This is a genomic window from Mycobacterium sp. 20KCMC460, assembly GCF_022179425.1.
Classification (GTDB): Bacteria; Actinomycetota; Actinomycetes; order Mycobacteriales; family Mycobacteriaceae; genus Mycobacterium; species Mycobacterium kiyosense.
The window spans coordinates 5710170-5731752 of the sequence record NZ_AP025524.1; the positions used below are offsets into that span (position 1 = coordinate 5710170).

Sequence of the window (21583 nt, forward strand, 5' to 3'; positions counted from 1 at the left end):
GACTTTTCGAATGCCTCTCAGACTCGCTCGATGATGGTGGCGACACCCATGCCGCCGCCGACGCACAGCGTGATCAGCGCGCGTCGGGCGTTGCGGCGCTCGAGCTCGTCGACCATGGTTCCGGTGATCATGGCGCCGGTGGCGCCCAGCGGGTGGCCCATCGCGATGGCGCCGCCGTTGACGTTGAGCTTCTCGTCGGGAATGTGCAGGTCCTTCTGGAACTTCAGCACGACCGACGCGAAGGCCTCGTTGAGCTCGAACAGGTCGATGTCGTCGACGGTCAGCCCGGCCCGGTCCAGCGCTTTCTGGGTGGCCGGGGTGGGGCCGGTGAGCATGATGGTCGCGTCGGCACCGGTGGTGGCCGTCGCTACGACGCGCGCCCGCGGGGTCAGTCCCTGGGACTTGCCCGCCGCCTCGGAACCGATCAGCACCAGCGCCGCGCCGTCGACGATCCCGGAGCTGTTGCCGCCGGTGTGCACGTGGTTGATTTTTTCGACCCAGTGGTAGCGCTGACGGGCCACGTCGTCGAAGCCGGCCATCGCGGCCAGGCCCTCGAACGCCGGCTTGAGCTTGCCCAGCCCCTCGGCGGTGGTGTCGGGACGCATGTGCTCGTCGTGGTCCAGGATCACCAGGCCGTTCATGTCGCGGACCGGCACGACGGACTTGGCGAAGTATCCGCCGGACCACGCCTCGGCCGCCTTGGCCTGGGACCGCAGCGCGTAGGCGTCGACGTCGTCGCGCGAGAAGCCCTCGATGGTGGCGATCAGGTCGGCGCCGATGCCCTGCGGAACGATGTAGGCGTCGTAGCTGGTGGCCGGGTCGGCCATCATCGCGCCGCCGTCCGAACCCATCGGAACCCGGCTCATCGACTCCACACCGCCGGCGATCACCAGGTCGTCCCAGCCGGACCGCACCTTCTGCGAAGCGATGTTGACGGCTTCCAGACCCGAGGCGCAGAACCGGTTGAGCTGCACGCCGCCGACGGTGTCGGGCATCTTGGCCGCCAGCACCGCGGTGCGGGCGATGTCGCCGCCCTGGTCGCCCACCGGCGACACCACGCCCAGCACAACGTCGCTGATCAGGTTCTCGTCGAGGTCAGGGTTGCGCCGCCGCAGTTCGTCGATCAGACCGACGACCAGGTCGAGCGGCTTCACCTCGGTCAACGATCCGTTCTTCTGCTTGCCGCGCGGTGTGCGGATGGCCTCGTAGATGAAGGCTTCTTCGGACATATCGATTTCCTGTTCCAAAAGGGGTTTCGGATCCGTCTTACAGAGTAGGTCCAGTACAGGCACCCTAACAGGGCACTCGGCCAACCTGTTGGTTGGGAGCGATTTCGCAGGTCAGCCGCGCTTTGGCCGCCCCTTCTCCCGCCGAACGTCACGCCAGGGTGACGCTCGGCGCCCAACGCCACGCTGGCGTGACGCTCGCCGGGCGTGGGGGGCCGCAGTCGGGCGCGGGGGCCGCAGCCGGGCGTGGGGGGCCGCAGTCGGGCGCGGGGGCCGCAGCCGGGCGCGGGGGGCCGCAGCCGGGCGTGGGGGGCCGAAGTCGAGCGCGGGGGCCGCTGTCGGGCGCCTTAAGCTCGACCACCATGACCGTCCCGCGGCTGCGGCCCTACGCGACCACGGTGTTCGCCGAGATGTCGGCGCTGGCGGCGCGCCTCGGCGCGGTCAACTTGGGGCAGGGTTTTCCCGACGAGGACGGCCCGCCGGAGATGCTGCAAGCCGCACAGGAAGCCATCGCCGCCGGCGTCAACCAATATCCGCCGGGCCTCGGCATCGCACCCCTGCGCCAGGCCGTCGCCGCCCAGCGTCGCAGGCACTTCGGCACCGAGTACGACCCCGACACCGAGATCCTGGTCACCGTCGGGGCAACCGAGGCCATCGCCGCCGCGGTCCTCGGACTGATAGAACCCGGCTCCGAGGTGTTGCTGATTCAGCCGTTCTACGACTCCTACTCACCGGTGGTGGCAATGGCCGGTGCGCGCCGGGTGCCGGTGCCCATGGTCGCCGACGGTGACGGTTTCGCCCTGGACGCCGACGCGCTGCGCCGCGCCGTCACACCCCGCACCGCGGCACTGATCGTCAACTCCCCACACAACCCCACCGGCACCGTGCTCAGCGCCCACGAGCTGCAGGCCATCGCCGAGATCGCCACCGCCGCAGACCTTTTGGTGATAACCGACGAGGTGTACGAGCATCTGGTGTACGACGGTCACCGGCATCTGCCGCTGGCCAGCCTGGACGGCATGGCGCAGCGCACCGTCACCATTTCCAGCGCGGCCAAGATGTTCAACTGCACCGGCTGGAAGATCGGATGGGCTTGCGGCCCAGCACATCTCATTGCCGGGGTGCGGGCGGCCAAACAGTATCTGAGCTACGTCGGCGGCGCGCCGTTCCAGCCCGCGGTGGCCCTGGCGCTGAACACCCAGGACCACTGGGTCGGGGCGCTGCGAAGTTCGCTGCAGGCCCGGCGCGATCGGCTGGCCTCCGGCCTGACCGACATCGGGTTCGCGGTGCACGACAGCCACGGCACCTATTTCCTGTGCGCCGACCCACGTCCGCTCGGCTACCACGACAGCACCGCGTTCTGCGCGGCGTTGCCGGAGCGGGTCGGCGTGGCCGCCATCCCGATGTCGGCGTTCTGCGATCCGGACGCGCAGGCGGCCGAGCTTTGGAATCATCTGGTGCGCTTCACATTCTGTAAGCGCGACGACACCATCGACGAGGCGCTGCGGCGACTGGCCGCACTCAAAGACGGAATCAGGTAGGCGCGAGGACCTGCTCGCGCAGACCCTCTGTCGCCACCCACAAAACCTTGTCGCGGGCGCGCTTGACCATGAATTCCGGCAACAACGCCGAGGTCTCGACGGTGAGCGTGAATCGCACCCGGGTCCGGTCGTCTGCTTCGCGGCTGAAGTTGTACTCACCGTGCTGGGCGTGCTGCCGCCGCGTCTTTTTGGCGTCCCACACCACCCAGTCCGGGCCCCAGTGGTATTCCAGGATCTCCTTGTCGACGATGCCGGCGACCTTGACGATGACCTTGACATGCCGCGGCCGGCCGTCGGGCCAGGTATCGACGACCTTGGCCCGCTTGTGTACCGAGGACCACCCCGGCAGAGCCTCGATGTCTGCGATCGCGTCGATGATCGCCTCGGGCGGTGCGTCGATGACGATCTCGGAGGACGCTTGAACGGCCATTACTGGTTGTTCTCTGCCGGTTCGTCGTCGGCCTCGCCCAGCACCCGGTCGCGCAATCCCTTTGCGGCAGCGTCCAATACATGTTCGCTGGCTCGCCGGACGATGAAGCCCGGGATGGGACCGGCCGGTTCGACGGTGATGTCGAATCGCACCCGCGTTTTGTCGGGCCCCTCGGCTGTGACGTTGTACTCGACATGCTGGGCGTGCTGCTGGTTGGTCTTGCCGGCATCCCAGACCACCCAGTCTGGGCCCCAGTGGTACTCGAGGATCTCCTTGTCCACCAGTCCCAGGATCTTGACCGTCGCCTTCACGTGGTGCGGTTTGCCGTCGGGGTAATAGTCGAGCACTTCGACGCTCTTGTGCAGCGGCGACCACGACATCAGCACGCCAACGTCCGCCAGCGCCTCCATGACAGCTTCCTGGGGCGCCTCAATGACGAACTCTCGCGATGCTTTTACGGCCACCGCGTTCAAAACTAGCAACGTCATCCTGACATCGGGAGCGGTTGGGGCAAATTGTCTGTTACCACCCGATTTCGCTGGGCGCGTGGTGTCGGGCGGAGGGATTGCCCACCGGTCCGGGCGTCAGTTGGCCTTTTTCACCTTCAGCACCCGGTCGCGCAATCCCTTGGTGGCCGAGTCGATGGATCCCTTGACGGCCCGCTTGAGTACGAATCCGGGCAGCGGCACGTTCGGGTCGACGGTGACCTCCATCTTCACCAACGTGTCGCCACCTTGCGGCACCAGGGTGTATTTGCCGTCCTGCGCCTTCTGCTAACTGGAATTCACCAGCGTCCAGGTGACCTCGTTGCCGGCAAAGGTGTAGGCCACCACCTGGTCGTCGGTGATGCCCGCGGTCTTCACCTTCATCTTGACTTTGCTCGGGCGTCCGTCGGCCCCGGTCTCGAGGATCTCGACGCTCTGGTGCGGTTCGGACCACTCGGGCATCGCTTCGAAATCAGCGATGACATCCAGGATCTCCTGGGGACTGGCTTCGATGACGATGTCGCGGGACTCTTTGATTGCCATGGCCGCACGATATCGCGGGCGGTGTCCCGGGGGAATAGCGGTTGCGCCGAAATGTCGACCCCAAGGCGTACCGTCGTCTGCGTGACCGAATCCGTCTACACCGTCGGCGACTACCTGCTGGACCGCCTCGCGGAACTTGGCGTCACCGAGATCTTCGGCGTTCCCGGCGACTACAACCTGGCGTTCCTCGACCATATCGTCGCTCATCCGAAGCTGCGCTGGGTGGGTAACGCCAACGAGCTGAACGCCGGCTACGCCGCCGATGGCTACGGGCGTCTGCGCGGAATGTCGGCGGTGGTAACAACTTTCGGGGTCGGTGAGCTCTCGGCGACCAATGCGATCGCGGGCAGCTACGCCGAGCACGTGCCGGTGGTGCACATCGTCGGCGGTCCGTCCAAGGACGCCCAGGCCACCCGGCGGGCGTTGCACCACTCGCTCGGAGACGGCGACTTCGAGCACTTCCTCCGGATCAGCCGCGAAATCACCTGCGCACAAGCCAATCTCATGCCTGCGACGGCTCGCCGCGAGATCGACCGGGTGTTGAGCGAAGTGCGCGAGCAGAAGCGGCCCGGTTATCTGCTGATGTCCACCGACGTGGCACGCTTCCCCACCGAGCCGCGCGACGCGCCGTTGCCGCGCTACACCGGCGGCACCAGCCCACGGGCGCTGGCCATGTTCACCGAGGCCGCCGCCAAGCTGATCGGCGACCATCAGTTGACCGTGCTCGCCGACCTGCTCGTGCACCGATTGCAGGCGGTCGGCGAGTTGGAGGCGTTACTGGCGGCCGATGTGGTGCCGCACGCAACGCTGGTGTGGGGCAAGAGCCTGCTCGACGAGAGTTCACCGAATTTCCTTGGTATCTATGCCGGTTCGGCCAGTGCCGAGCGAGTACGCACCGCGATCGAGCAGGCTCCGGTGCTGGTCACCGCCGGGGTGGTGTTCACCGACATGGTCAGCGGCTTCTTCAGCCAGCGCATTGACCCCGCCCGCACCATCGACATCGGCCAGTACGAGAGCAGCGTGGCCGACGAGGTGTTCGCGCCGCTGGAGATGGGCGCGGCGCTGCAGGCGTTGGCCGCGATACTCACCGAGCGCGGGATCAGTTCGCCGGCGGTGGAGCCCCCGCCCGCCGCGCCGCCGTCGCCCATGCCGGGCCGCGACGAGGCACTCACGCAGCGGGTGTTGTGGGACCGGCTGTGCTCGGCGCTGACGCCGGGCAACGTGGTGCTGGCCGATCAGGGCACCTCGTTCTACGGTATGGCGGACCACGTGCTGCCGCAGGGTGTCACCTTCATCGGGCAACCCCTTTGGGGCTCAATCGGTTACACGCTACCGGCGGCGTTCGGCGCAGCGGTGGCACATCCGGAGCGCAGGGCAGTGCTGTTGATCGGCGACGGGGCCGCACAGCTGACGGTGCAGGAGTTGGGGACGTTCGCCCGCGAGGGGCTGTCCCCGGTCATCGTGGTCGTCAACAACGACGGCTACACCGTCGAACGTGCGATCCACGGAGAAACGGCCCCCTACAACGACATCGTCGGCTGGCGCTGGACTGATCTGCCCGAAACGCTGGGGGTGCAAAACCACCTCGCGTTCCGGGCGCAGACCTATGGCGAACTCGACGATGCGCTCACCGCGGCCGCGCAGAACCGGGACCGCATGGTGCTCGTCGAGGTGGTGTTGCCGCGGCTCGAAATCCCGCCGCTGCTGGCCCAACTCGTCGGACCGATGGCGCCGCCGGGACAACGCTGAAGCTCAGGCAGGTTGCGAAGGACGTTTCACAGTCGCTGAGGAGATGATTGCCCGCACGGTACGACGGCACCGCCCACAATCGGCGCCCGCCCCGCAGGCGGCGGCGACCTCTTTGCTGGTGCAGGCGCCGGCGGCAACGGCCTCAGCAACCATGTGGCTGGTGATGCCATTGCACAGACACACATACATGGCGCGCGGTCAGTCCGTTCCGATCCGGATCATGTCGGCGAAGCGCCCGACGAACAGCGGCGGGTAGGCACCGATGCCCACCCCCCTGAGCCATTGCGCCGCCGCATCCGGGTGCTCGATCCATTCTCGGGCGCTGTCCTCGTCGGGAAACTCCTGCAGGATCAGCACCTCGTGCGAATCGTCGAAAGCCTGGAATACCCAGGTCTTGCGGATACCGGCGGCGGTGAACCGATCCATCGCATGCCCGACTTCGGCGCTCAGCGTCGGCACGCTGTCCACCGACGCGAACGCGGCCACCACCACCCCGGGCGCCTTGGGCGTTGCCGGTGGAGGTTCGGCGACAAAGCGGTCCACGATTTCGCCGGCGAATACGGCCGGGATGTCCTCGACTCCGACCGCGTCGAACCAGTCGAAGAACACCCGCGACCGCAGCAGTTCCACGATGGGCTCGCGGCTGTGCACGCCGATCATCACCAGCACACGGCCGTAGTCATGGGTGGAGGTGTAGACCAGCACATGGTGTGCACCGATGTCGGCCAGCGCCGCCTTGCGACGCTCCAACAACGGCCACACCTTGGCCGGGTCCGGAATGCGGTAGTCCGACGCGATCACCATCGAATGAATGTCGCCGTCGGTCATCGCGTTCCTAGGCCGGATTGAACTGTGAAATAAGCCATTTGCCGTCAGCCTTGACCACGGTGACCAGCACCGTGCTGGACGCCATGGACGGCTCCGGCCGGTCCTTGCTCTGGGTGGTCTGGTTGACGAACAACAGCACGACGGCGGAGTCGGGGTGGAATTCGGTCAGCGCTCCACGCAGCACCACCGCGGTGGTCTTCAGTGACTTCTGGGTGGCGGCCGGAGCGATGACCTGCCGCGAGAAATTGTCGTAGTAGGACAGGAAGTCACCGGTCAAACGCGTTCTGGCAGCGGAGAAGTCGTGGTCGAGCGTTTCGGGTGAATAAGACAGGATGGCGACCACCCCGTCGCTGGCGGCGGTGACTGCGGCCTTAGCGGCGTCCCCGTCGAGCGCCTTGTCCTGGCGGTAGGAGAACCAGTACAGTCCGCCGAGCACCGACAGCGACGCCACCACGAGCACCGCCAACGAGATGACACCGGCTTTCGAGGACCACCGGTTCTTGGCCCGAATCGTGCTCGACCGGACGCGAAGACGCGTGAACCGGCCCGGCCGCGGGTCGTCGGCGGTGACGGACTCCTCGGTCTCCTCGACGACGGGTGCTTGCTCGGCGCTCACGGCACGAACTCCACTCTGGACATCTTGAGCTGGCCGCCGTCGCGAGTCAGTGTCACGATCAGCCGGTACTTACGTGGATCCTGTTTAGCGCCAGCCGCATTCGTGATCTCGGCGGTGCTGGCCACCAGCACGACCGCCGAGTTCTCGGTCATGGTTTCGCGCTCCACAGCGGTGGCTTGAACGCTGCCCTGCGCCACCACCTTCGACTCCTCGACGGTGCGGGTGAAGTCGTCGGCCATCTTCAGGAAGTCGGCCTTGAAGTCGCCGGTGGCGACTTCCTCGATGCGCTGGACGCCTTCTTTGGCGTGCTCGAAGTCCAGCGAGGTCAGGGTCACCACGCCTTGGCGCGCGGCGGCGGCGTACTGCTCCACCTGCTGCCGCTCCCGGACCGCGTTGCGGTGCAGAATCGACATCTCGACGCCGGCCCCGAGCGAGGCCAGCACGATCAGCGCCGCCACCACCGCGGCGACTTCGGAAAGTTTCGGGCGGTGCAGGCCGAAGAAGCGCCGGGCCGGTTCGGTGGTGGTCGATTCCGCGTCGACGTCCGCTGCGGTTTCCTCGCCCTCGACCGCTGCCTCTTGCCGGGCCTCTTGCCTGGCCGCTTCTCGAGCCTCAACCGCCGCTTCCGGCTCGTCTGCTTTGCTCAGCTCCACCTTCGCGGGGCTGTTGGTTTCGGCCGCGTCGGCGGCCTCCGCTTCATCGGCGGCCTCCGCTTCATCGGCGGCCTCCGCTTCGTCGGCGGCCTCGACGGTCAGCGGTTCTGCGGTTTTCGCTTCGGCCGTGTCCGGGCTGGTCTTCTCGGATTCGACGAGTTCGGCCTCGCGGCGCAGCCGGATGGCCCTGGCTCTCGCCCGCGCGGCGGCGGCGAGGGCTTCGGCCTCGGCTGCCTCGGCCTCGGCTTCCTCGGCCAGCGACCACATTTCCGCGACGTCCCGCGGCGTCTCATACTTTTTCAGCGGAGACAACGTCGTGTCGGCAGCGTCCTGTCGGATACCGCCGCCCTCCGCTCGTCGGCTCGAGAGCGAGACTGCTTGTCGCTCAACCTGACACTCCTCTACCACCTACCCGCCGACGACTACCGGCATCGCCGACCGGCCCAAACCCTACTCGGCACCGGCAATGCTGCGCGACAACTCGAGCGTGATCGACTCCCCCGCGCCGGTAGCCCTTGGAGAGCGAGATTATCACTCCTCTCGCGCCAGCTGCCGGCAACGGCGGACGAACCGACCGTAACAGGCATCACTAGCTGCGGAAATAGCATTCTCACTTTCGACATATGCTCCTACACCGCGAGGCCGAGGGGTCAGCGCAGCAGATCCTTGACGACCTTGCCGGTCGCATTCAGTGGCAGCGCGTCGAGAAACTCCACCGATCGCGGCACCTTGAATCCCGCCATGCGCTCGCGGCACCAGGCGATCAGATCCTGGGCGTCGACAGGGCTGTTGCACACCACGAATGCCTTGCCGACCTGCCCCAGTCGCTCGTCGGGCGCGCCGATCACCGCCGCCTGCGCGATGGCGGGGTGCTCGAGCAGATAGCCCTCGATCTCGGCCGGATAGGCGTTGAAGCCGCCGACGATGAACATGTCCTTCTTGCGCCCGTTGATGCGCAACCGTCCGGCGGCGTCGATGCTGCCCAGGTCGCCGGTGTGCAGCCAGCCGTCGCTGTCGATCGCCTCGGCGGTCGCTGCCGGATCGTCGAGGTAACCCTGCATGACGCCGTAGCCGCGGACCAGCACTTCCCCGTCGTCGGCGATGCGCACCTCGACACCGTCGCAGGGCAGGCCCGCTGTGGTGGCTACATCCTCGAAGGAGTCGCCGGGCCGGGACAGCGTCACGTTGCCGGCCTCGGTCAGTCCGTAACCGGTCATCAACGTCTGGAACGGCAGTTCCTCGTGGATGCGGCGGACCAGTTCGACCGGAATGTCGGCAGCGCCGGTCACGCCCGCCCGCAGCGTCGACAGCCGGGACTTGTCGCGCACCGTCAGCAGCGAGTGGTACAGCGTCGGTGGGCCCGGGAGCATCGTGATGCGTTCGCGCTCAATGAGATCCACCACGGCGTCGACGTCGAACGCCGCGACCGGAAGCATTGTGGCGCCACGCAGAAACGACGTGACGAGGCCCGCCTTCAACCCGAAGGTGTGGAAGTACGGGTTGATCATCAGGTAGCGATCACCCTCGCGCAGATCGGCGAGAGTGGCCCATTCCTCGTACATCCGCAGCGTCTGCTGGTGATTCATCATCGCGCCCTTGGGACGCCCCGTGGTTCCCGAGGTGAAGATGATGTCGCAGATGTCGGTGCCCGCCGACGCCGCTTCGAACGGCGTACCACTTTGCAGGAAGCCTGATTTCAGGTCGATGACCGGTACGCCGGGTGGCGCGGTGTACTGCTGGCCGAGGAATCCCTGCTGGACCAGGACGGCCTTGGCTCCGCTGCGGACGATGACGTCGCCGGCTTCCTCGAACTTGAACCGCGTGTTGACCGGAACGAGCACACCACCGGCGGTCAGCAGACCGAACGACGCAATGATCCACTCTGCGGAGTTGGGAGCCCATAGCGCGACCCGATCCCCCTTGCCAACCCCCAGGTCAGCGAAAGCACCTGCCGCGCAGCGTATTTGCTCGATGAGCTCGCTGAAGGTGAAGCGCAGCGGACCGTCGACGACCGCTTCCGCGTCGCCGAACCGGTCCGCTGCACTCAAGACCATCTCGGGGATGGTCCGCCAGGTCGGCCTGGCCGAGTCGGTCACACCGTGACGAGACGACCGAGGTTGCCGCCCATGATCTTCGCCTGGTCGTCAACGGATAGATGCGACAGCGCGTTGACGTAGAAGGTCGGCTCTGCCAACCCTTCCGGATGTGGCCAGTCCGAGCCGTACAGCACCTGATCCACGCCGACCAGGTTGACCAGGTCGTCGATGCCGTCCTCGAAGAACGGGCTGACGTAGATCCGGTTCTTGACCATCTCGACCGGGTCGCTCGGGAAAGCCTCCGGTGCCTTGCGAAATACCTCGGCCAGGCCGTCGAGCAACGGCGTCATCCACTTCGAACCGGCCTCGACGATCGCGACCTTCAGCTTCGGGTGGCGGTAGAGCGCGCCGTGGATGACCCACGACCCGACCGAGTCCTGGATCGGCCGCCACTCGTTGAGGATCCCCATCGCATTGGTCTGGAACGGCAGCATCTCCTGGTCGGCACCGTCCCACTCGGAGGTGTAGCGAGAGTAACCACTGTCGCTCGAGTGCATGCCGACCAGCACGTCGTACTCGACGACGCGCTCCCAGAACGGGTCGAATTCGGGCAGCGCGAACGACCGGGGGCCGCGGAAGCCGGGGACCGGCGCCGGGCGGATCAGGATGCAGCGCGCGCCGCGCTTGACCGCCCACTCCAGCTCCTCGATCGCCTTTTCGACGATCGGCAGGGTGATGACCGGGGTGGTGAAGATCCGGTTCTGGTAATTGAAGCCCCAGACCTCGTCCAGCCACTGGTTCAGTGCGTGGACCAGCACATGGATGGCAACCGGGTCGTCGCGCAACCGCTCCTCGAGCAGGCTGGCCAACGTCGGGAACATCAGGGTTTTGTCCAGCCCCAGCTCGTTCATCACCTCCAGTCGCGGCCCAGGTTCGAAGAACGCCGGGATCGCGCGCATCGGCTCACCGAACAATTCGCGCTTGGTCTTGCCGTCCGGGTTGCCGTACTTGAAGTACTCCTCCCAGGCCCCCGGCCGGGCGACCACCTCGAAGGTCGGGTTGGGAATGTAGTTACTGATCTGGCCCCGGATGGCGATCTTGGTGCGCCCGTTGACCTGCACGTACTGGACGTAACTCCGGTACTCCTTGGGCAGGTACTTGGTCAGCGCCTCCGGCGGCTCGTAGAGATGATTGTCGGCGTCAAAGATCGGGAAGGGAACGTCCTCCCGATGCGATAACTGGCCCATGAAATCCTCCTTCGCAATTTGCGAGAATCATATTCTCTGCCCTCGCGCGCCGCAATGGCCCCCCCGGTTTAGCGGGAATCCCGCTCCGGACTCAGCCCGTCAGGGGGTCAGCACTTGGCCGCGATTTTGAAATCGACGCTGGTCGCCTCGTTGGGCTTGGCGGTGTTGGCCCCGTTGGCCGTACCGGTGATGGTGAACGTCTCACCGTCGAAGCGGGTGCCCGCCTTGTTGGTGTCGTTGCGCGCGAAGTCTCCGGTGAAACCGCCGAGGTTGTGGAACCGGACGGACAGCGCAGTGGCCGGGTGGTCGCGTTGGTCGAGGACCACTTTCGCCCCGGATGCGTCGTCGCCCAACTCGATGGTGCGGAACCACTCTTGCTGGTAGCAGCGGACGAGATGCGGGTGCACCTCGTGTCCGTTCAGCGTCACCGTCGCGGTGCTGGCGAGTTGGTGCTGAGACGGTGTGCTGCAGGCGCCCAGCACGGCGACCGCTGCCGCCGCTGCCGCAACCGCCGCCATTCGATTCCGCACCCGGCACCTCGATCCTGGGACTGCACGACCAATGGGCAACTTCTGGACCTGCAGCGATGATGCTATTCTCCTGAGACGAGAATGCCAATATCAGCCTGGTCTTTCCGGGTCTTTTAGGCTCAAGCCAAGGAGCTGAACACGCATGGTGGACCTGGAGTTCGACGAGCTGGACCCGGGCCTGGCGGTGCTCACCATCGACCGCCCGCATGCGCGCAATGCCATCGCGCTGCAAACCATGGACCAACTCGAGGACGCACTCGGCGCCGCGGCCGGCGCTCAAGCCCTGGTGATCAGGGGCGCCGGGGACCGCGCCTTCGTCTCCGGCGGCGACCTCAAGGAACTGAGCGCGCTGCGCACCGAGGAAGACGCCGCGGCGATGGCCAAGCGGATGCGGACCGTCTGCGATCGGATCGCCGACTTCCCCGCGCCGGTGATCGCCGCGCTGAACGGGCACGCCTTCGGCGGTGGCGCCGAGGTCGCCGTCGCCGCCGACATCCGGGTGGCCGCCGACGACGTCAAGATCGCCTTCAATCAGGTGCAGCTGGAGATCATGCCGGCCTGGGGCGGCGCCGAACGGTTGGCGACGCTGGTCGGGCGCAGCAGGGCGCTGTTGCTGGCCGGTTCCGGAACCGCGGTGGACGCCACCGAGGCGCAACGCCTCGGCCTGGTGGACGTGGTGCTGCCACGCGCCTCCTTCGACTCCTCCGACCACGGCTGGCGATCGATCGCCAGGTCGCTGGCCCGGCGTCCGGCGGCCGAGATAAAGCGGGTAATCGGGGGAGTTTCCGCTGATGAGGCGATAGCATCGTTTGCACGGCTGTGGGTGTCGGATGCGCACTGGGAAGCTGCAGATCGGGTCGTGAACCGCACAGCCAATCCGCGCCCGGCAGCCGGAGGAGCGAAATGACAACCACCGCAACGAAGCACGTGGTTTTTGGCGCTGCGATGCTGTTGGCCGCCGCGGCGACGGTGCCGGCGCTCGGCAGCGGCCGGGCGCACGCCGACGACGATCCGCCGCCCATGCACCAGGTGGTGTACACGATTTCGGCGAAGAATCCGATTTATGCCGACATCTACTACCAGGATCAAGATCCGCGGGTGTTCTCCGACTACAGCCACAACCCGTACACCTTCACCCCGAACGTTCAGGCCGACATCGGGCCGGGCCGGCCGTGGGTTCAGCAGGTGATGCTGTCCAATCCCGCGCAGTGGGCGATGGTCAGCGTGAGCACCGGACGGCAGTCAGCCGTCCCGCAATTTCACTGCACCGTGTCGGTCGACGGCGCGGTCGTCGTATCCAAGGACGGTGACCGGGGCGCGCTCTGTTCGCTACGGACCTGGTGAACCAGCCAGGTGGGCGGCAGGTCGGTGATCGGTTGCGGTTCGCCCTCGAGTCGGCGCAGGTGCTCTTCCACGAACGCCTTGGTCTCGGCGTGACCACCCGACATGCCCAACGCCTGCTCGAGCACCAGAAACCGGGACAGGCTGGTCATCAGGACGGTCCACACCATCGGGGGCACCTCGTCGTGTCCGTAGCGCTGCAAGGCCGCCGCCACCACCTGGGCTTGCTCTTCACGGAAACGCTCTGCGTAGTAAGCGATTTCGGCGCGCATCTCCTTGCGATGGTTCGCCAGCGCCATGAACTCCATCGAGATGCGGGTGAACGCGGGGTCGGTGCCGAATCGCCACAGCGCCCACAGCGGTTGCGGCAACTGGAGCAGCTGCGCCTGCGCCGACAGGCCCTCGTCGGCGCGCCGGCGGAACACGGCCAGGAAAAGCTCTTCCATGGTGCGGAAGTAGTAGTGGACCAGCTGGGGCTTGAGGCCGGCCTTGTTGGCCAGGCGCCGCGACGTCACCGCGGCATAGCCCTCTTCGAGCATCAGCTGTTCGGCCGCATCGAGCAGCAGGCCGCGATTCTTCGCGTCCGGCGCCCCGATCCTGCGGGCCGAAGTCATGCCGTTACCTCGTCCTCTCTGCGCTCCCCGTACGGTCCCGACGCTCTCGAAGATCCTAGCCAGTACGTCCGGCCGCACCGGCCGTGTGACCTTGACCACGACAATACCGCCATGCTAAGCAGGTGCTCAGCACAGCATCTGATCCGGGCGGCACCAGCTCACGCCGCCGCCACATTCACTCGGTAACAGCCAGCTTCGGGAGGGCATGCACGACATGAGCGACTACGACACCATCGACTTCTTCACCGATCCGTCGCTGATCCCCGACCCCTACGAGTATTTCGACTACCTGCGCGGCCAGCACCCCGTGTTGCGGCTCCCCCACTACGGCGTCGTCGCCGTCACCGGGTATGAGGAGGCCACCGCGGTCTATAAGGACACCGATTCCTTCTCCAACTGCGTCGCGCTGGGCGGCCCCTTCCCGCCGCTGCCGTTCCAGCCCGAGGGCGACGACATCAACGCACAGATCGACGAGCATCGGGAGAGTTTCCCGATGTTCGAGCACATGGTCACCATGGACCCGCCCGACCACAGCCGGGCACGCTCGATCCTGAGCCGGCTGCTGACGCCCAGCCGACTCAAGCAGAACGAAGAGTTCATGTGGCGGCTGGCCGACCAGCAGCTCGACGAGTTCCTCGTCAACGGCAAGTGCGAGTTCATCGGCGAATACTCAAAGCCGTTCGCCACGTTGGTGATTGCCGACCTGCTCGGCGTCCCCGAGGAGGACCACAAGGAGTTCCGGGTGGTGCTGGGCGCCGACCGACCCGGCCGGGTCGGAGCCCTGGATCACGAATCGGTGGGCGTCAACCCATTGGAGTGGCTCGACGACAAGTTCTCCGCCTACATCGAGGACCGGCGCGCACATCCGCGCGACGACGTGTTGACCGCACTGGCCACCGCGAAGTACCCGGATGGGTCGACGCCTGAGGTGATCGACGTAGTCCGCTCGGCCACCTTCCTGTTCGCCGCCGGACAGGAGACCACGGCCAAGCTGCTCAGCGCCGCGCTGCAGGTGATCGGCGACCGGCCCGACATCCAGCAGCAGCTGCGCGACGACCGCAGCCTGATCCCGGGCTTCATCGAAGAGTCGCTGCGGATGGAGAGCCCGGTCAAGAGCGACTCGCGGCTGGCCCGCCGATCCACTCAGGTTGGCGGGGTGGACATTCCGGCCGGCACCGTCGTGATGGTGCTGCCCGGGGCGGCCAACCGTGACCCGCGCCGGTTCGAGAATCCACACGAATTCCGTCTCGACCGTAAGAACGTGCGCGAGCACATGGCTTTCGCGCGCGGCGTGCACTCCTGTCCCGGCGGACCGCTTGCCCGGGTGGAGGGCCGCGTCTCGATCGAACGGATCCTGGATCGGATGGCCGACATCGCCGTCGACGAGGCCGAGCACGGGCCGGCGGGCGCTCGCCGCTGGGTGTACGAGCCGACCTACATCCTGCGCGGGTTGAACCAGTTGCACCTCACGTTCACGCCGCAGTAGCTGTTGCCCCCTGCTCTTCGCGCCGAGCGTCTGCTCTTCGCGCCGAGCGTCACGCCAGCGCAACGGTCGACGCGCAGCGTCACCCTGGCGTGACGCTCGGCGTCAGTGCGGCGTCAGTGCAGGGCCAGGCCCACGAAGTAGCAGCTGAACATGGCCACGCCGATCAGCACCACCCAGGCGTCGGTCAGCCGGCGCAGCGCCGCCGGGGCTTCCCGGACCTCCATAAACTCGCGAAAGATGATGCGCACCTTCAGGAGTGCGATCACGATGACACTTGAGGTGATGACGGCGTTGGCTCTCGCCGAGTCACCGGCGGAGTGGTCTATTAACAGATAGCCCAGCGTGAGCAAGGCCAGTACCACCCACACGAGAAGAAGCCGTTTGTTCAACTTCATCCCTCATCTCACCACGTACAGCAGCGCGAAGATCATTACCCACAGGAAATCGACTGTGTGCCAATAGGTTGCGCAGGTTTCGACCAGCACCTGAGATTCCCGGGACTGCCGCGCCGGACTCCGGAGGCGGTAGACGATCACACCGAGGACCACGAAGCCGATCATCAGATGGACGAAGTGGATACCGGTGAGAAAGAAGTAGTAGGTGAAGAAGTCGTTGCTCTCGAACCCGTTTCCGGTGCGCACCAACCGGACCCACTCGAACAGCTTGAACACCAGAAAGACTGTCGCGAAAGCGGCGGTGAGGTAGACGTCCCGCAGTGCGGTCCGGTAGGCGCCGGCCCGAGCGGATTGCACGCAGCGTGCCACCGACCACGAACTCAGCAGCAGGACGAGAGTGTTGGACACGCCGATTCGCAAGTCCAGGTGCGCTTGGGAGTGCAGGAACAGCTCGGGACTTCGGGTGCGATAGAACAGGTAGAAGCCGAAATAGCCGGTGAAGACCAGTGTCTCGAACAACACGAAGGCCCACATGTCCGGCTGGCCCGGTACGAATGGTGCACGCTGCTTCTTCTCGGCGTGGTCGGTCATGACGCGCTCGCCCATCTCGTCCGCTGTCTGCGGGGCGGGTCAGGCAGCGGACCGGTTCCGAAGTCCTCCCGTCGAATCATCTTGAAGAGCATGACGACGAAAGTGACTTGGTAGATACCGAATACGACCATGTCCAGCCACCATGCGATCTGGCCGTTCCAGGCCAGCACGCCCCGCCCGAAGATCCAGCAGGGAGCCACGACGACCTCGGTGAGCGCGTTGCAGAGGTTGAGATAGCCGAACCATTTGGGGAACACCCGGTTCTTGTCGATCAGAATCGCGACCATCCAGATCAGCGAGCCGATCAGGAATACTCCCATGGTGCCGTCGAACGACAAGAAGGCGAAGTCGTAGAGCCAGCCCAGCACTTTGGGATCGCGTTGCGGGCGCAGCGTTCCGACGATCAGCGCGATGCAGAGCAGCAGCAAGCCCGGCAGCGCGCTGAGCGAGTAGATGATCAGATACGAATACCCGAACGCCGGGCTCACCGACATGCGTCGCATCGAGTACGCGATGAGGGCATTGTTGACGGCGGTCATGCCGGTGATCGCGAAGATGACGCCCAAGCCGATCGGAATGCCGAGGTGACGTTCGCTGAACCAGTGGACCTGCGTCGCGAGGTCCCAGGTGGGTTGCGGGGGAGGCTGAACCTGGGCCACCACGAAGACCATCGGAAAGAAAAGGTTGTAGAAGAGGACAAGTGCGCCCCACGCAAACCACAACTCGCGCTTGGGATTATGCCGCGCATGCCAGGCAATCCGGCGATGCAACGGACCGGACGGTGGCGCTGTCTCGAGGTTGCCACCCGGCCCGGGCGGGGTCGTCACGGTGCTCGTGGGCCGTCCAGCTCCGCACTGCGCCTTGCGATATCGGCGCGTTCCCGATACACCGCCGCGCGCAGCACGACGCCCATCACGACGACCCAGACGCCGATCGCGATGTTCTTCAACCAGAACGACAGCACGCCGTCCCACGCCAATGGGCCGGACAATGACAGCCCGACGAAGGTCGCCGGTACCAGCGCCGCGGCAACCAGCAGGTTGAAGACGGCAACCCAGCGCGGGAATATCGGCCGCGAGTTGTCGTCGAAATAGATTGCCAGGGCCAGGATTACGCATTGCCCGATCAGAAATGGCACCAACATGGTGAAGGTGATCCAGGCGAAGTCGTTGAGCAGTTGCGTCAACTCCGGGCTGCGCTCGGGCCGGAACGCGGCCAGCAGCCAGCAGACGTTGGCGACGAGGAAAAGGCTGGGGCCGCCGGCTACGCAGCCCAGCATCGCGTAGGAGAAGATCGGCGTGCGATGGGCCATCCTCCGGATCTGCAGCACGATCAGCGTCAGGATCGGAACGAGGCACACGCCGAACCAGTTGAAGACGATCATGCTGTACCGGATCTCCGGGAGATGCGCCGGATCGCGATAGAACGCCGCGACCTGCTCCGCCGACATCGTCGGCGACATCGGCGGGTTGAAGCCGGGAAACAGCACGAAGGCGGCGATCCAGATCACCACCGTGACGGGCAACGTCCAGAGCAGGATGAGCTCACCATCGTTACGTCGCAAGCGAATTCGTGGAGGTGCCGGATCTTGGTGTGCGCCGATCGCGGTCATAGACGACTCCTTCCCGCGCACGACATCGTGCGGCTACGGTCGGCTCAGCCAACGAAACTAGCCGATCGGCTATTTCGGGTCAATAGCCGGTCGGCTAGGCTGCACGTGTGGTCGATACGGAGTCGCGGAGCCAGTTCCGTTTCATCACGCGCAGCGCCGCGCAGACGCGGATCCTGGACGCCGCGTTGCAACTGATCGCCGAACACGGGGTCGGTGGAACCTCGCTGCAGATGATCGCCGACGCCGTCGGGGTGACGAAAGCCGCGGTCTACCACCAGTTCAAGACCAAAGAACAGATCGTCGTCGCACTCACCGAACGCGAACTCGGCGGTCTCGAGCAGGCTTTGGAAGCCGCCGAGGAACACCAGCAGGGGTCTCGGGCGCGCGAGGTGCTGCTGGATCGGGTCATCGACCTGGCGGTCGAACGTCGCGGCGCGGCCAGCACCCTGCAGTTCGATCCGGTCGTGGTGCGACTGCTCGCCGAGCAGGAACAGTTCCAGCAGTTCATCTCCCGGCTCTACGGGGTGCTGGTCGGCGACAGCACCGAGGACGCGCGGGTCACTGCGGCGATGCTCTCGGGCGCCATCGCGGTCGGGGTGATGCATCCTCTGGTCGCCGATGTCGACGACGCCGCGTTGCGTGCTCAACTGCTGCGAATCACCCGGCGGCTCTTCGATGCGGACTAGCCGGGTTTCGTTTTCATCGAGCGGTCGCTCGGATACCGTGCTTGGTATGAACACAGTTCGGCGTCTGGCCGCCGCGGCATTGGTGGTCAGCAGTGGCTTCGGATTGGCAAGTAATACCACCGCCGCGGCCGACGACCCACCCTGGCCGTTCGTGGGATATCACTGGTGTCCGGGCCTGCCCTTCGACCCGGCCTGGGGGCCGAACTTCGATCCGTCCACCTGCCACGACGCGCACCACCGCGATATGGACGGAACCATCCATAACCGGGATTACTTCGGGCCCAGCCCATTCCAGGACCTGCCCAACATTCCGAACAACCGGCCCTAGTCTCCTAGCCGCTCGGCCTTGGGGTGTCCGCTGTTCACCCCGAGGGTGAAAGTCCGCAAAATGCCGGTAAACCCGGCCGGTGACCGCACATTTGAGGACGCTGGCGCGAAAAACAAAGCGCAGGGCTCAGGTGTCGCCGCGTTCCCAGCGCTGCGTCCCGTCATGCGGATTGCAAACCAGGAACAAGCCGTCCGGCGCCTGTGCGACGTAGTACGACGGATACTCATTGCACGGCGAGTTCTCCACCTTGACGCCCACCATCGGTGGCGAGCGGAACCAGCGCGGCTCGTACCTGCGCGGCGAACCGCAGAACATCAGCCGGCCCGGTTCGGTCGCGAACGACACGTAATAGTCGGCGGTGCCGAATACGTAGTAGGTGGTGTTGTCACACGGGGCGCCGAGCACCATGTGACCGGCGATGCCCGGCGTGCAGTCTGGATAGTCACAGCTGGCCGGATCGGCGGCGGCCGGCGGGGCCCCCAGCACACCGACACTCAGCGCTGCGGCGACCGCTCCCACGATGAATCGCACCAACTAAATTTGCCACAGCCGTCCGGAAAATTCATTACCTTGGCCATAGCTGGTAAGAAAATTCTCCCTATCGGAGAGCGCATGCATCGAACACCACCGGAACCGGGCGGGCAGTCCCGGCAATGATAATGTGGCCCTCTCGATAGTTGCGGGCGAGGAGGTGATCCATGCCGCCGCGCGAGCTTTCCGACGAGGCGTTCGACGCCGATAATCCGCGGGCGGTTGTCCTCACCGAAGCGGCCTCGGACCCGGCGCCGACTTCGACGACCCACCACGACGATCTCGCGGCGATCGAAGCACGCGCCGAGTCCGCTCGCGCCAGAGCGACCGCCTTGCGCGAGCAGGCCGAGGCCGCCGCGGCGGGGGAAACACGCGCCGATCAAGCGGTCCGGGCGCCGCGCAGCCGCCGCAGGCTGCCTCAGCTGGGACGCAAAGGCCGAGCCGTCGTCGCTGCGCTACTGATCAGCTGCGCCGCGCTGGCGGGCAGCGGCTATCTGGTCTGGGACCACCACCAAGCCGAGCAGCAACGTCAGCGCGCCAAGGAATTCGCCGCGGCGGCCCGCAACGCCGTCCTGACGATGATGTCGATCGACGGCAACAGAGCGCGCGATGACATGCAACGGTTCGCCGACGAAACCACCGGACAATTCAAGGCCGGCGTCCTGATGGGCGCCGAGGACATGGTCAAGGCGCTCGAGCAGTCGAAGATCACGGCGAAGGCCACCATCCAAGCCGTCGGCGTGCAGTCGATGACCGAAAATTCGGCGGTGGTGCTGGTAGCCGCGAAATCCGAACTCACCAAACCCGACAAAGACAAACCCGAAATCCGGATGTGGCGGCTTGTGGTCAACGTCGAACGAGACGGTGGCCGGCTCAAGGTGGCCAAAGTCGAGTTCGTTCCATGACGGTTGTCGAGCAGCCCAGTCAGCAGTCGGCCGGTCGCCGCCGCCCGGTCCACCTCCTTGCGCGCGGGGCACGCAATTGTTTGGCGCATTGGCGTGCCATTCTCTTGACCGTTGTGGTCATTTCCACGGCCGGGTACGCCGTCGGCTACTACTTTTCCGTCTACCGCCCGGACCAGCAGACCGACCGCGCGGTGACACGCCAGGTGATCAAGGCTGCCAGCGAAGGTGCCGTGGCGTTGCTGTCCTACTCGCCGGAAACACTCGGTCGCGACCTGGCGAACGCGAAATCCCGGGTCACCGAGGATTATCTGACCTACTATCAGCAATTCGCCGATCAGATCGTGGGCCCGTCGACGCAGCGGGCCCGGATCACCACCACCGCCACCGTCGTCAAGGCCGCGGTCGCCGAACTCAACGCTAATTCGGCTGTCGTACTTGTTTTCATCAGACAGAAAACAGCGAGCAAGGAAAAGCCGGAACCCGTAGTGACATCCAACAGCCTTCGGGTAACGTTGAAAAAGGTCAACAGTTCGTGGCTTATCGAGAAATTCGAAGGCGTATGAGCGTACTAATTATTTCTGCAGAGCCGGGATTTGACGTCTGTCTATCAGTAGGTCCATAAGCAGCGCGTCGAGGAGTGACGGATGATGCGTTCGACAAAAGAGGTGACCGCACCCCTGACCGCACTGGTTGCCGCGAGTCTGGTCGGCGGCTTGCTGACAGCCGCTCCGGCGGCGGCCTATAACCCGGCCATCAACGGGACCTACACCGCCACCCAGATCGGCGACTGGGCCCGGACTCGGACCGTGTATCACGACGAGCCGGTGGTGCGCAGTACCTGGACCATCACCACGTCGTGCGAGACCGCCCAGGACTGCACGGGTCAGGTGGTCAGCGACCAGGGCTGGTCGGCGCCGCTGGTCATGCACGACGGATCCAACTGGTACCTCAAGCGCGATATCCCCAATTGGCAGACCTGCGAAGACGGCACCACCTGGGTTGGTCACGACAGTTTTTACTTCTATCCCGCCGACCCGGTGACCGGTCAGAACGTGCTCGGGTCACCGGTCCTGGCGGGCCGGGAACACACCACTTCGGTGAGCGGTGCCTGCGGCGTGAACGCCCCCCTGTATATCGAGCAGCCGTTCCGCCTGGACAAAATAGGCTGAGCCAGTCTGGCCGGCCGACGCCCAACCGCCGCGCCGACGCC

General features: G+C 65.7%; 26 protein-coding genes and 1 pseudogene. 10 read left to right on the top strand and 17 right to left on the bottom strand.

What is annotated here, in order from left to right:
* Window positions 1-17 precede the first annotated feature (17 nt).
* Window positions 18-1229, bottom strand: coding sequence for an acetyl-CoA C-acetyltransferase (locus MKCMC460_RS26215; RefSeq protein WP_236977995.1), 1212 nt, complete (start codon window positions 1227-1229; stop codon window positions 18-20).
* Between the two features lie 359 nt (window positions 1230-1588).
* Here MKCMC460_RS26215 and MKCMC460_RS26220 point away from each other — a divergent pair, with 359 nt between their 5' ends.
* The gene (locus MKCMC460_RS26220; protein ID WP_236977997.1) at window positions 1589-2767 is read left to right on the top strand and encodes a pyridoxal phosphate-dependent aminotransferase; all 1179 of its coding nucleotides are present in this window, start codon (window positions 1589-1591) and stop codon (window positions 2765-2767) included.
* Here MKCMC460_RS26220 and MKCMC460_RS26225 read toward each other — a convergent pair.
* From MKCMC460_RS26225 to MKCMC460_RS26235, 3 genes and pseudogenes are all read right to left on the bottom strand, one after another.
* The gene (locus MKCMC460_RS26225; protein WP_236977999.1) at window positions 2760-3197 is read right to left on the bottom strand and encodes an SRPBCC family protein; all 438 of its coding nucleotides are present in this window, start codon (window positions 3195-3197) and stop codon (window positions 2760-2762) included. The genes MKCMC460_RS26220 and MKCMC460_RS26225 overlap by 8 nt on opposite strands.
* Window positions 3197-3661, bottom strand: coding sequence for an SRPBCC family protein (locus tag MKCMC460_RS26230; RefSeq protein ID WP_236978001.1), 465 nt, complete (start codon window positions 3659-3661; stop codon window positions 3197-3199). The genes MKCMC460_RS26225 and MKCMC460_RS26230 overlap by 1 nt, the downstream gene beginning before the upstream one ends.
* 120 nt (window positions 3662-3781) lie before the next feature.
* Window positions 3782-4225: pseudogene (locus MKCMC460_RS26235) on the bottom strand (SRPBCC family protein).
* A 51-nt stretch (window positions 4226-4276) separates the two neighbouring features.
* On the opposite strand from MKCMC460_RS26235, the gene MKCMC460_RS26240 reads away from it, so the two are divergent.
* Complete coding sequence (locus tag MKCMC460_RS26240) at window positions 4277-5974, top strand: alpha-keto acid decarboxylase family protein (RefSeq protein ID WP_238305047.1); 1698 nt, start codon at window positions 4277-4279, stop codon at window positions 5972-5974.
* Window positions 5975-5977: 3 nt separating this feature from the next.
* Here the strand turns inward: MKCMC460_RS26240 and MKCMC460_RS26245 are convergent, their stop codons facing one another.
* The 7 genes from MKCMC460_RS26245 to MKCMC460_RS26275 all read right to left on the bottom strand — a co-directional run bounded on the left by MKCMC460_RS26245 (window position 5978) and on the right by MKCMC460_RS26275 (window position 11884).
* A complete protein-coding gene (locus MKCMC460_RS26245) occupies window positions 5978-6163 on the bottom strand; it encodes a bacterioferritin-associated ferredoxin (RefSeq protein ID WP_238305048.1) in 186 nt (61 codons plus the stop codon).
* A gap of 9 nt (window positions 6164-6172) precedes the next feature.
* Window positions 6173-6802 (bottom strand): fatty-acid--CoA ligase, encoded by a 630-nt coding sequence (locus tag MKCMC460_RS26250; protein ID WP_238305049.1) that lies wholly within the window; start codon window positions 6800-6802, stop codon window positions 6173-6175.
* A gap of 7 nt (window positions 6803-6809) precedes the next feature.
* Window positions 6810-7418 (bottom strand): twin-arginine translocation pathway signal, encoded by a 609-nt coding sequence (locus tag MKCMC460_RS26255; protein ID WP_370653034.1) that lies wholly within the window; start codon window positions 7416-7418, stop codon window positions 6810-6812.
* Window positions 7415-8338, bottom strand: a complete 924-nt coding sequence (locus MKCMC460_RS26260; RefSeq protein ID WP_236984424.1) for a hypothetical protein — start codon at window positions 8336-8338, stop codon at window positions 7415-7417. The genes MKCMC460_RS26255 and MKCMC460_RS26260 overlap by 4 nt, the downstream gene beginning before the upstream one ends.
* Window positions 8339-8721: 383 nt before the next feature.
* Complete coding sequence (locus MKCMC460_RS26265; protein ID WP_255731005.1) at window positions 8722-10167, bottom strand: FadD3 family acyl-CoA ligase; 1446 nt, start codon at window positions 10165-10167, stop codon at window positions 8722-8724.
* The gene (locus MKCMC460_RS26270) at window positions 10164-11354 is read right to left on the bottom strand and encodes an amidohydrolase family protein (protein WP_236978005.1); all 1191 of its coding nucleotides are present in this window, start codon (window positions 11352-11354) and stop codon (window positions 10164-10166) included. The genes MKCMC460_RS26265 and MKCMC460_RS26270 overlap by 4 nt, the downstream gene beginning before the upstream one ends.
* Before the next feature lie 107 nt (window positions 11355-11461).
* A complete protein-coding gene (locus MKCMC460_RS26275) occupies window positions 11462-11884 on the bottom strand; it encodes a lipoprotein LpqH (protein WP_236978006.1) in 423 nt (140 codons plus the stop codon).
* Between the two features lie 142 nt (window positions 11885-12026).
* Between MKCMC460_RS26275 and MKCMC460_RS26280 the strand changes: the two genes are divergently transcribed.
* Window positions 12027-12791, top strand: coding sequence for an enoyl-CoA hydratase/isomerase family protein (locus MKCMC460_RS26280; RefSeq protein WP_238305050.1), 765 nt, complete (start codon window positions 12027-12029; stop codon window positions 12789-12791).
* 38 nt (window positions 12792-12829) lie between these two features.
* Window positions 12830-13228, top strand: coding sequence for a hypothetical protein (locus MKCMC460_RS26285; RefSeq protein ID WP_236984426.1), 399 nt, complete (start codon window positions 12830-12832; stop codon window positions 13226-13228).
* Here MKCMC460_RS26285 and MKCMC460_RS26290 read toward each other — a convergent pair.
* Window positions 13144-13839 (bottom strand): TetR/AcrR family transcriptional regulator, encoded by a 696-nt coding sequence (locus tag MKCMC460_RS26290; RefSeq protein ID WP_238305051.1) that lies wholly within the window; start codon window positions 13837-13839, stop codon window positions 13144-13146. The genes MKCMC460_RS26285 and MKCMC460_RS26290 overlap by 85 nt on opposite strands.
* Before the next feature lie 214 nt (window positions 13840-14053).
* Here MKCMC460_RS26290 and MKCMC460_RS26295 point away from each other — a divergent pair, with 214 nt between their 5' ends.
* Window positions 14054-15325: a cytochrome P450 gene (locus MKCMC460_RS26295; RefSeq protein ID WP_236978007.1), complete on the top strand. Its 1272-nt coding sequence runs from the start codon at window positions 14054-14056 to the stop codon at window positions 15323-15325.
* 113 nt (window positions 15326-15438) lie between these two features.
* On the opposite strand, the gene MKCMC460_RS26300 is transcribed toward MKCMC460_RS26295, so the two are convergent.
* The 4 genes from MKCMC460_RS26300 to MKCMC460_RS26315 are packed head-to-tail and all read right to left on the bottom strand — an operon-like array spanning window position 15439 to window position 17923.
* Complete coding sequence (locus MKCMC460_RS26300) at window positions 15439-15720, bottom strand: cytochrome C oxidase subunit IV family protein (RefSeq protein ID WP_236978008.1); 282 nt, start codon at window positions 15718-15720, stop codon at window positions 15439-15441.
* A gap of 3 nt (window positions 15721-15723) precedes the next feature.
* Window positions 15724-16311, bottom strand: a complete 588-nt coding sequence (locus MKCMC460_RS26305; protein ID WP_236978009.1) for a cytochrome c oxidase subunit 3 family protein — start codon at window positions 16309-16311, stop codon at window positions 15724-15726.
* The gene (locus tag MKCMC460_RS26310) at window positions 16308-17138 is read right to left on the bottom strand and encodes a hypothetical protein (RefSeq protein WP_236978010.1); all 831 of its coding nucleotides are present in this window, start codon (window positions 17136-17138) and stop codon (window positions 16308-16310) included. Before MKCMC460_RS26310 ends, MKCMC460_RS26305 begins: the two co-directional genes overlap by 4 nt.
* On the bottom strand, window positions 17135-17923 hold the full coding sequence (locus MKCMC460_RS26315) for a hypothetical protein (RefSeq protein WP_236978011.1): 789 nt from the start codon (window positions 17921-17923) through the stop codon (window positions 17135-17137). The genes MKCMC460_RS26310 and MKCMC460_RS26315 overlap by 4 nt, the downstream gene beginning before the upstream one ends.
* Window positions 17924-18030: 107 nt before the next feature.
* Between MKCMC460_RS26315 and MKCMC460_RS26320 the strand changes: the two genes are divergently transcribed.
* Together MKCMC460_RS26320 and MKCMC460_RS26325 are read left to right on the top strand one after the other, a co-directional pair.
* Window positions 18031-18609 carry a TetR/AcrR family transcriptional regulator gene (locus MKCMC460_RS26320; RefSeq protein WP_236978012.1) on the top strand — a complete coding sequence of 193 codons (579 nt, stop codon included), beginning with the start codon at window positions 18031-18033 and terminating at the stop codon, window positions 18607-18609.
* 46 nt (window positions 18610-18655) lie between these two features.
* A complete protein-coding gene (locus MKCMC460_RS26325) occupies window positions 18656-18937 on the top strand; it encodes a hypothetical protein (RefSeq protein ID WP_236978014.1) in 282 nt (93 codons plus the stop codon).
* A 126-nt stretch (window positions 18938-19063) separates the two neighbouring features.
* Here MKCMC460_RS26325 and MKCMC460_RS26330 read toward each other — a convergent pair whose 3' ends face one another.
* Window positions 19064-19468 (bottom strand): hypothetical protein, encoded by a 405-nt coding sequence (locus MKCMC460_RS26330; RefSeq protein ID WP_236978015.1) that lies wholly within the window; start codon window positions 19466-19468, stop codon window positions 19064-19066.
* Between the two features lie 167 nt (window positions 19469-19635).
* On the opposite strand from MKCMC460_RS26330, the gene MKCMC460_RS26335 reads away from it, so the two are divergent.
* From MKCMC460_RS26335 to MKCMC460_RS26345, 3 genes are all read left to right on the top strand, one after another.
* Window positions 19636-20373: a hypothetical protein gene (locus tag MKCMC460_RS26335; RefSeq protein ID WP_236978016.1), complete on the top strand. Its 738-nt coding sequence runs from the start codon at window positions 19636-19638 to the stop codon at window positions 20371-20373.
* Window positions 20370-20936 carry a twin-arginine translocation pathway signal gene (locus MKCMC460_RS26340; protein ID WP_236978017.1) on the top strand — a complete coding sequence of 189 codons (567 nt, stop codon included), beginning with the start codon at window positions 20370-20372 and terminating at the stop codon, window positions 20934-20936. The genes MKCMC460_RS26335 and MKCMC460_RS26340 overlap by 4 nt, the downstream gene beginning before the upstream one ends.
* Window positions 20937-21020: 84 nt before the next feature.
* The gene (locus MKCMC460_RS26345; protein WP_236984427.1) at window positions 21021-21542 is read left to right on the top strand and encodes a hypothetical protein; all 522 of its coding nucleotides are present in this window, start codon (window positions 21021-21023) and stop codon (window positions 21540-21542) included.
* Window positions 21543-21583 lie beyond the last annotated feature (41 nt).

What these genes read in the sequence shown, in the direction of transcription:
- MKCMC460_RS26215 (WP_236977995.1), bottom strand. Translation starts at nt 1,229, where the DNA reads ATGTCCGAAGAAGCCTTCATCTACGAGGCCATCCGCACACCGCGCGGC.
- MKCMC460_RS26220 (WP_236977997.1), top strand. Translation starts at nt 1,589, where the DNA reads ATGACCGTCCCGCGGCTGCGGCCCTACGCGACCACGGTGTTCGCCGAG.
- MKCMC460_RS26225 (WP_236977999.1), bottom strand. Translation starts at nt 3,197, where the DNA reads ATGGCCGTTCAAGCGTCCTCCGAGATCGTCATCGACGCACCGCCCGAG.
- MKCMC460_RS26240 (WP_238305047.1), top strand. Translation starts at nt 4,277, where the DNA reads ATGTCGACCCCAAGGCGTACCGTCGTCTGCGTGACCGAATCCGTCTAC.
- MKCMC460_RS26245 (WP_238305048.1), bottom strand. Translation starts at nt 6,163, where the DNA reads ATGTATGTGTGTCTGTGCAATGGCATCACCAGCCACATGGTTGCTGAG.
- MKCMC460_RS26250 (WP_238305049.1), bottom strand. Translation starts at nt 6,802, where the DNA reads ATGACCGACGGCGACATTCATTCGATGGTGATCGCGTCGGACTACCGC.
- MKCMC460_RS26260 (WP_236984424.1), bottom strand. Translation starts at nt 8,338, where the DNA reads ATGTGGTCGCTGGCCGAGGAAGCCGAGGCCGAGGCAGCCGAGGCCGAA.
- MKCMC460_RS26270 (WP_236978005.1), bottom strand. Translation starts at nt 11,354, where the DNA reads ATGGGCCAGTTATCGCATCGGGAGGACGTTCCCTTCCCGATCTTTGAC.
- MKCMC460_RS26280 (WP_238305050.1), top strand. Translation starts at nt 12,027, where the DNA reads ATGGTGGACCTGGAGTTCGACGAGCTGGACCCGGGCCTGGCGGTGCTC.
- MKCMC460_RS26285 (WP_236984426.1), top strand. Translation starts at nt 12,830, where the DNA reads ATGCTGTTGGCCGCCGCGGCGACGGTGCCGGCGCTCGGCAGCGGCCGG.
- MKCMC460_RS26290 (WP_238305051.1), bottom strand. Translation starts at nt 13,839, where the DNA reads ATGACTTCGGCCCGCAGGATCGGGGCGCCGGACGCGAAGAATCGCGGC.
- MKCMC460_RS26295 (WP_236978007.1), top strand. Translation starts at nt 14,054, where the DNA reads ATGAGCGACTACGACACCATCGACTTCTTCACCGATCCGTCGCTGATC.
- MKCMC460_RS26300 (WP_236978008.1), bottom strand. Translation starts at nt 15,720, where the DNA reads ATGAAGTTGAACAAACGGCTTCTTCTCGTGTGGGTGGTACTGGCCTTG.
- MKCMC460_RS26305 (WP_236978009.1), bottom strand. Translation starts at nt 16,311, where the DNA reads ATGACCGACCACGCCGAGAAGAAGCAGCGTGCACCATTCGTACCGGGC.
- MKCMC460_RS26315 (WP_236978011.1), bottom strand. Translation starts at nt 17,923, where the DNA reads ATGACCGCGATCGGCGCACACCAAGATCCGGCACCTCCACGAATTCGC.
- MKCMC460_RS26325 (WP_236978014.1), top strand. Translation starts at nt 18,656, where the DNA reads ATGAACACAGTTCGGCGTCTGGCCGCCGCGGCATTGGTGGTCAGCAGT.
- MKCMC460_RS26335 (WP_236978016.1), top strand. Translation starts at nt 19,636, where the DNA reads ATGCCGCCGCGCGAGCTTTCCGACGAGGCGTTCGACGCCGATAATCCG.
- MKCMC460_RS26340 (WP_236978017.1), top strand. Translation starts at nt 20,370, where the DNA reads ATGACGGTTGTCGAGCAGCCCAGTCAGCAGTCGGCCGGTCGCCGCCGC.
- MKCMC460_RS26345 (WP_236984427.1), top strand. Translation starts at nt 21,021, where the DNA reads ATGCGTTCGACAAAAGAGGTGACCGCACCCCTGACCGCACTGGTTGCC.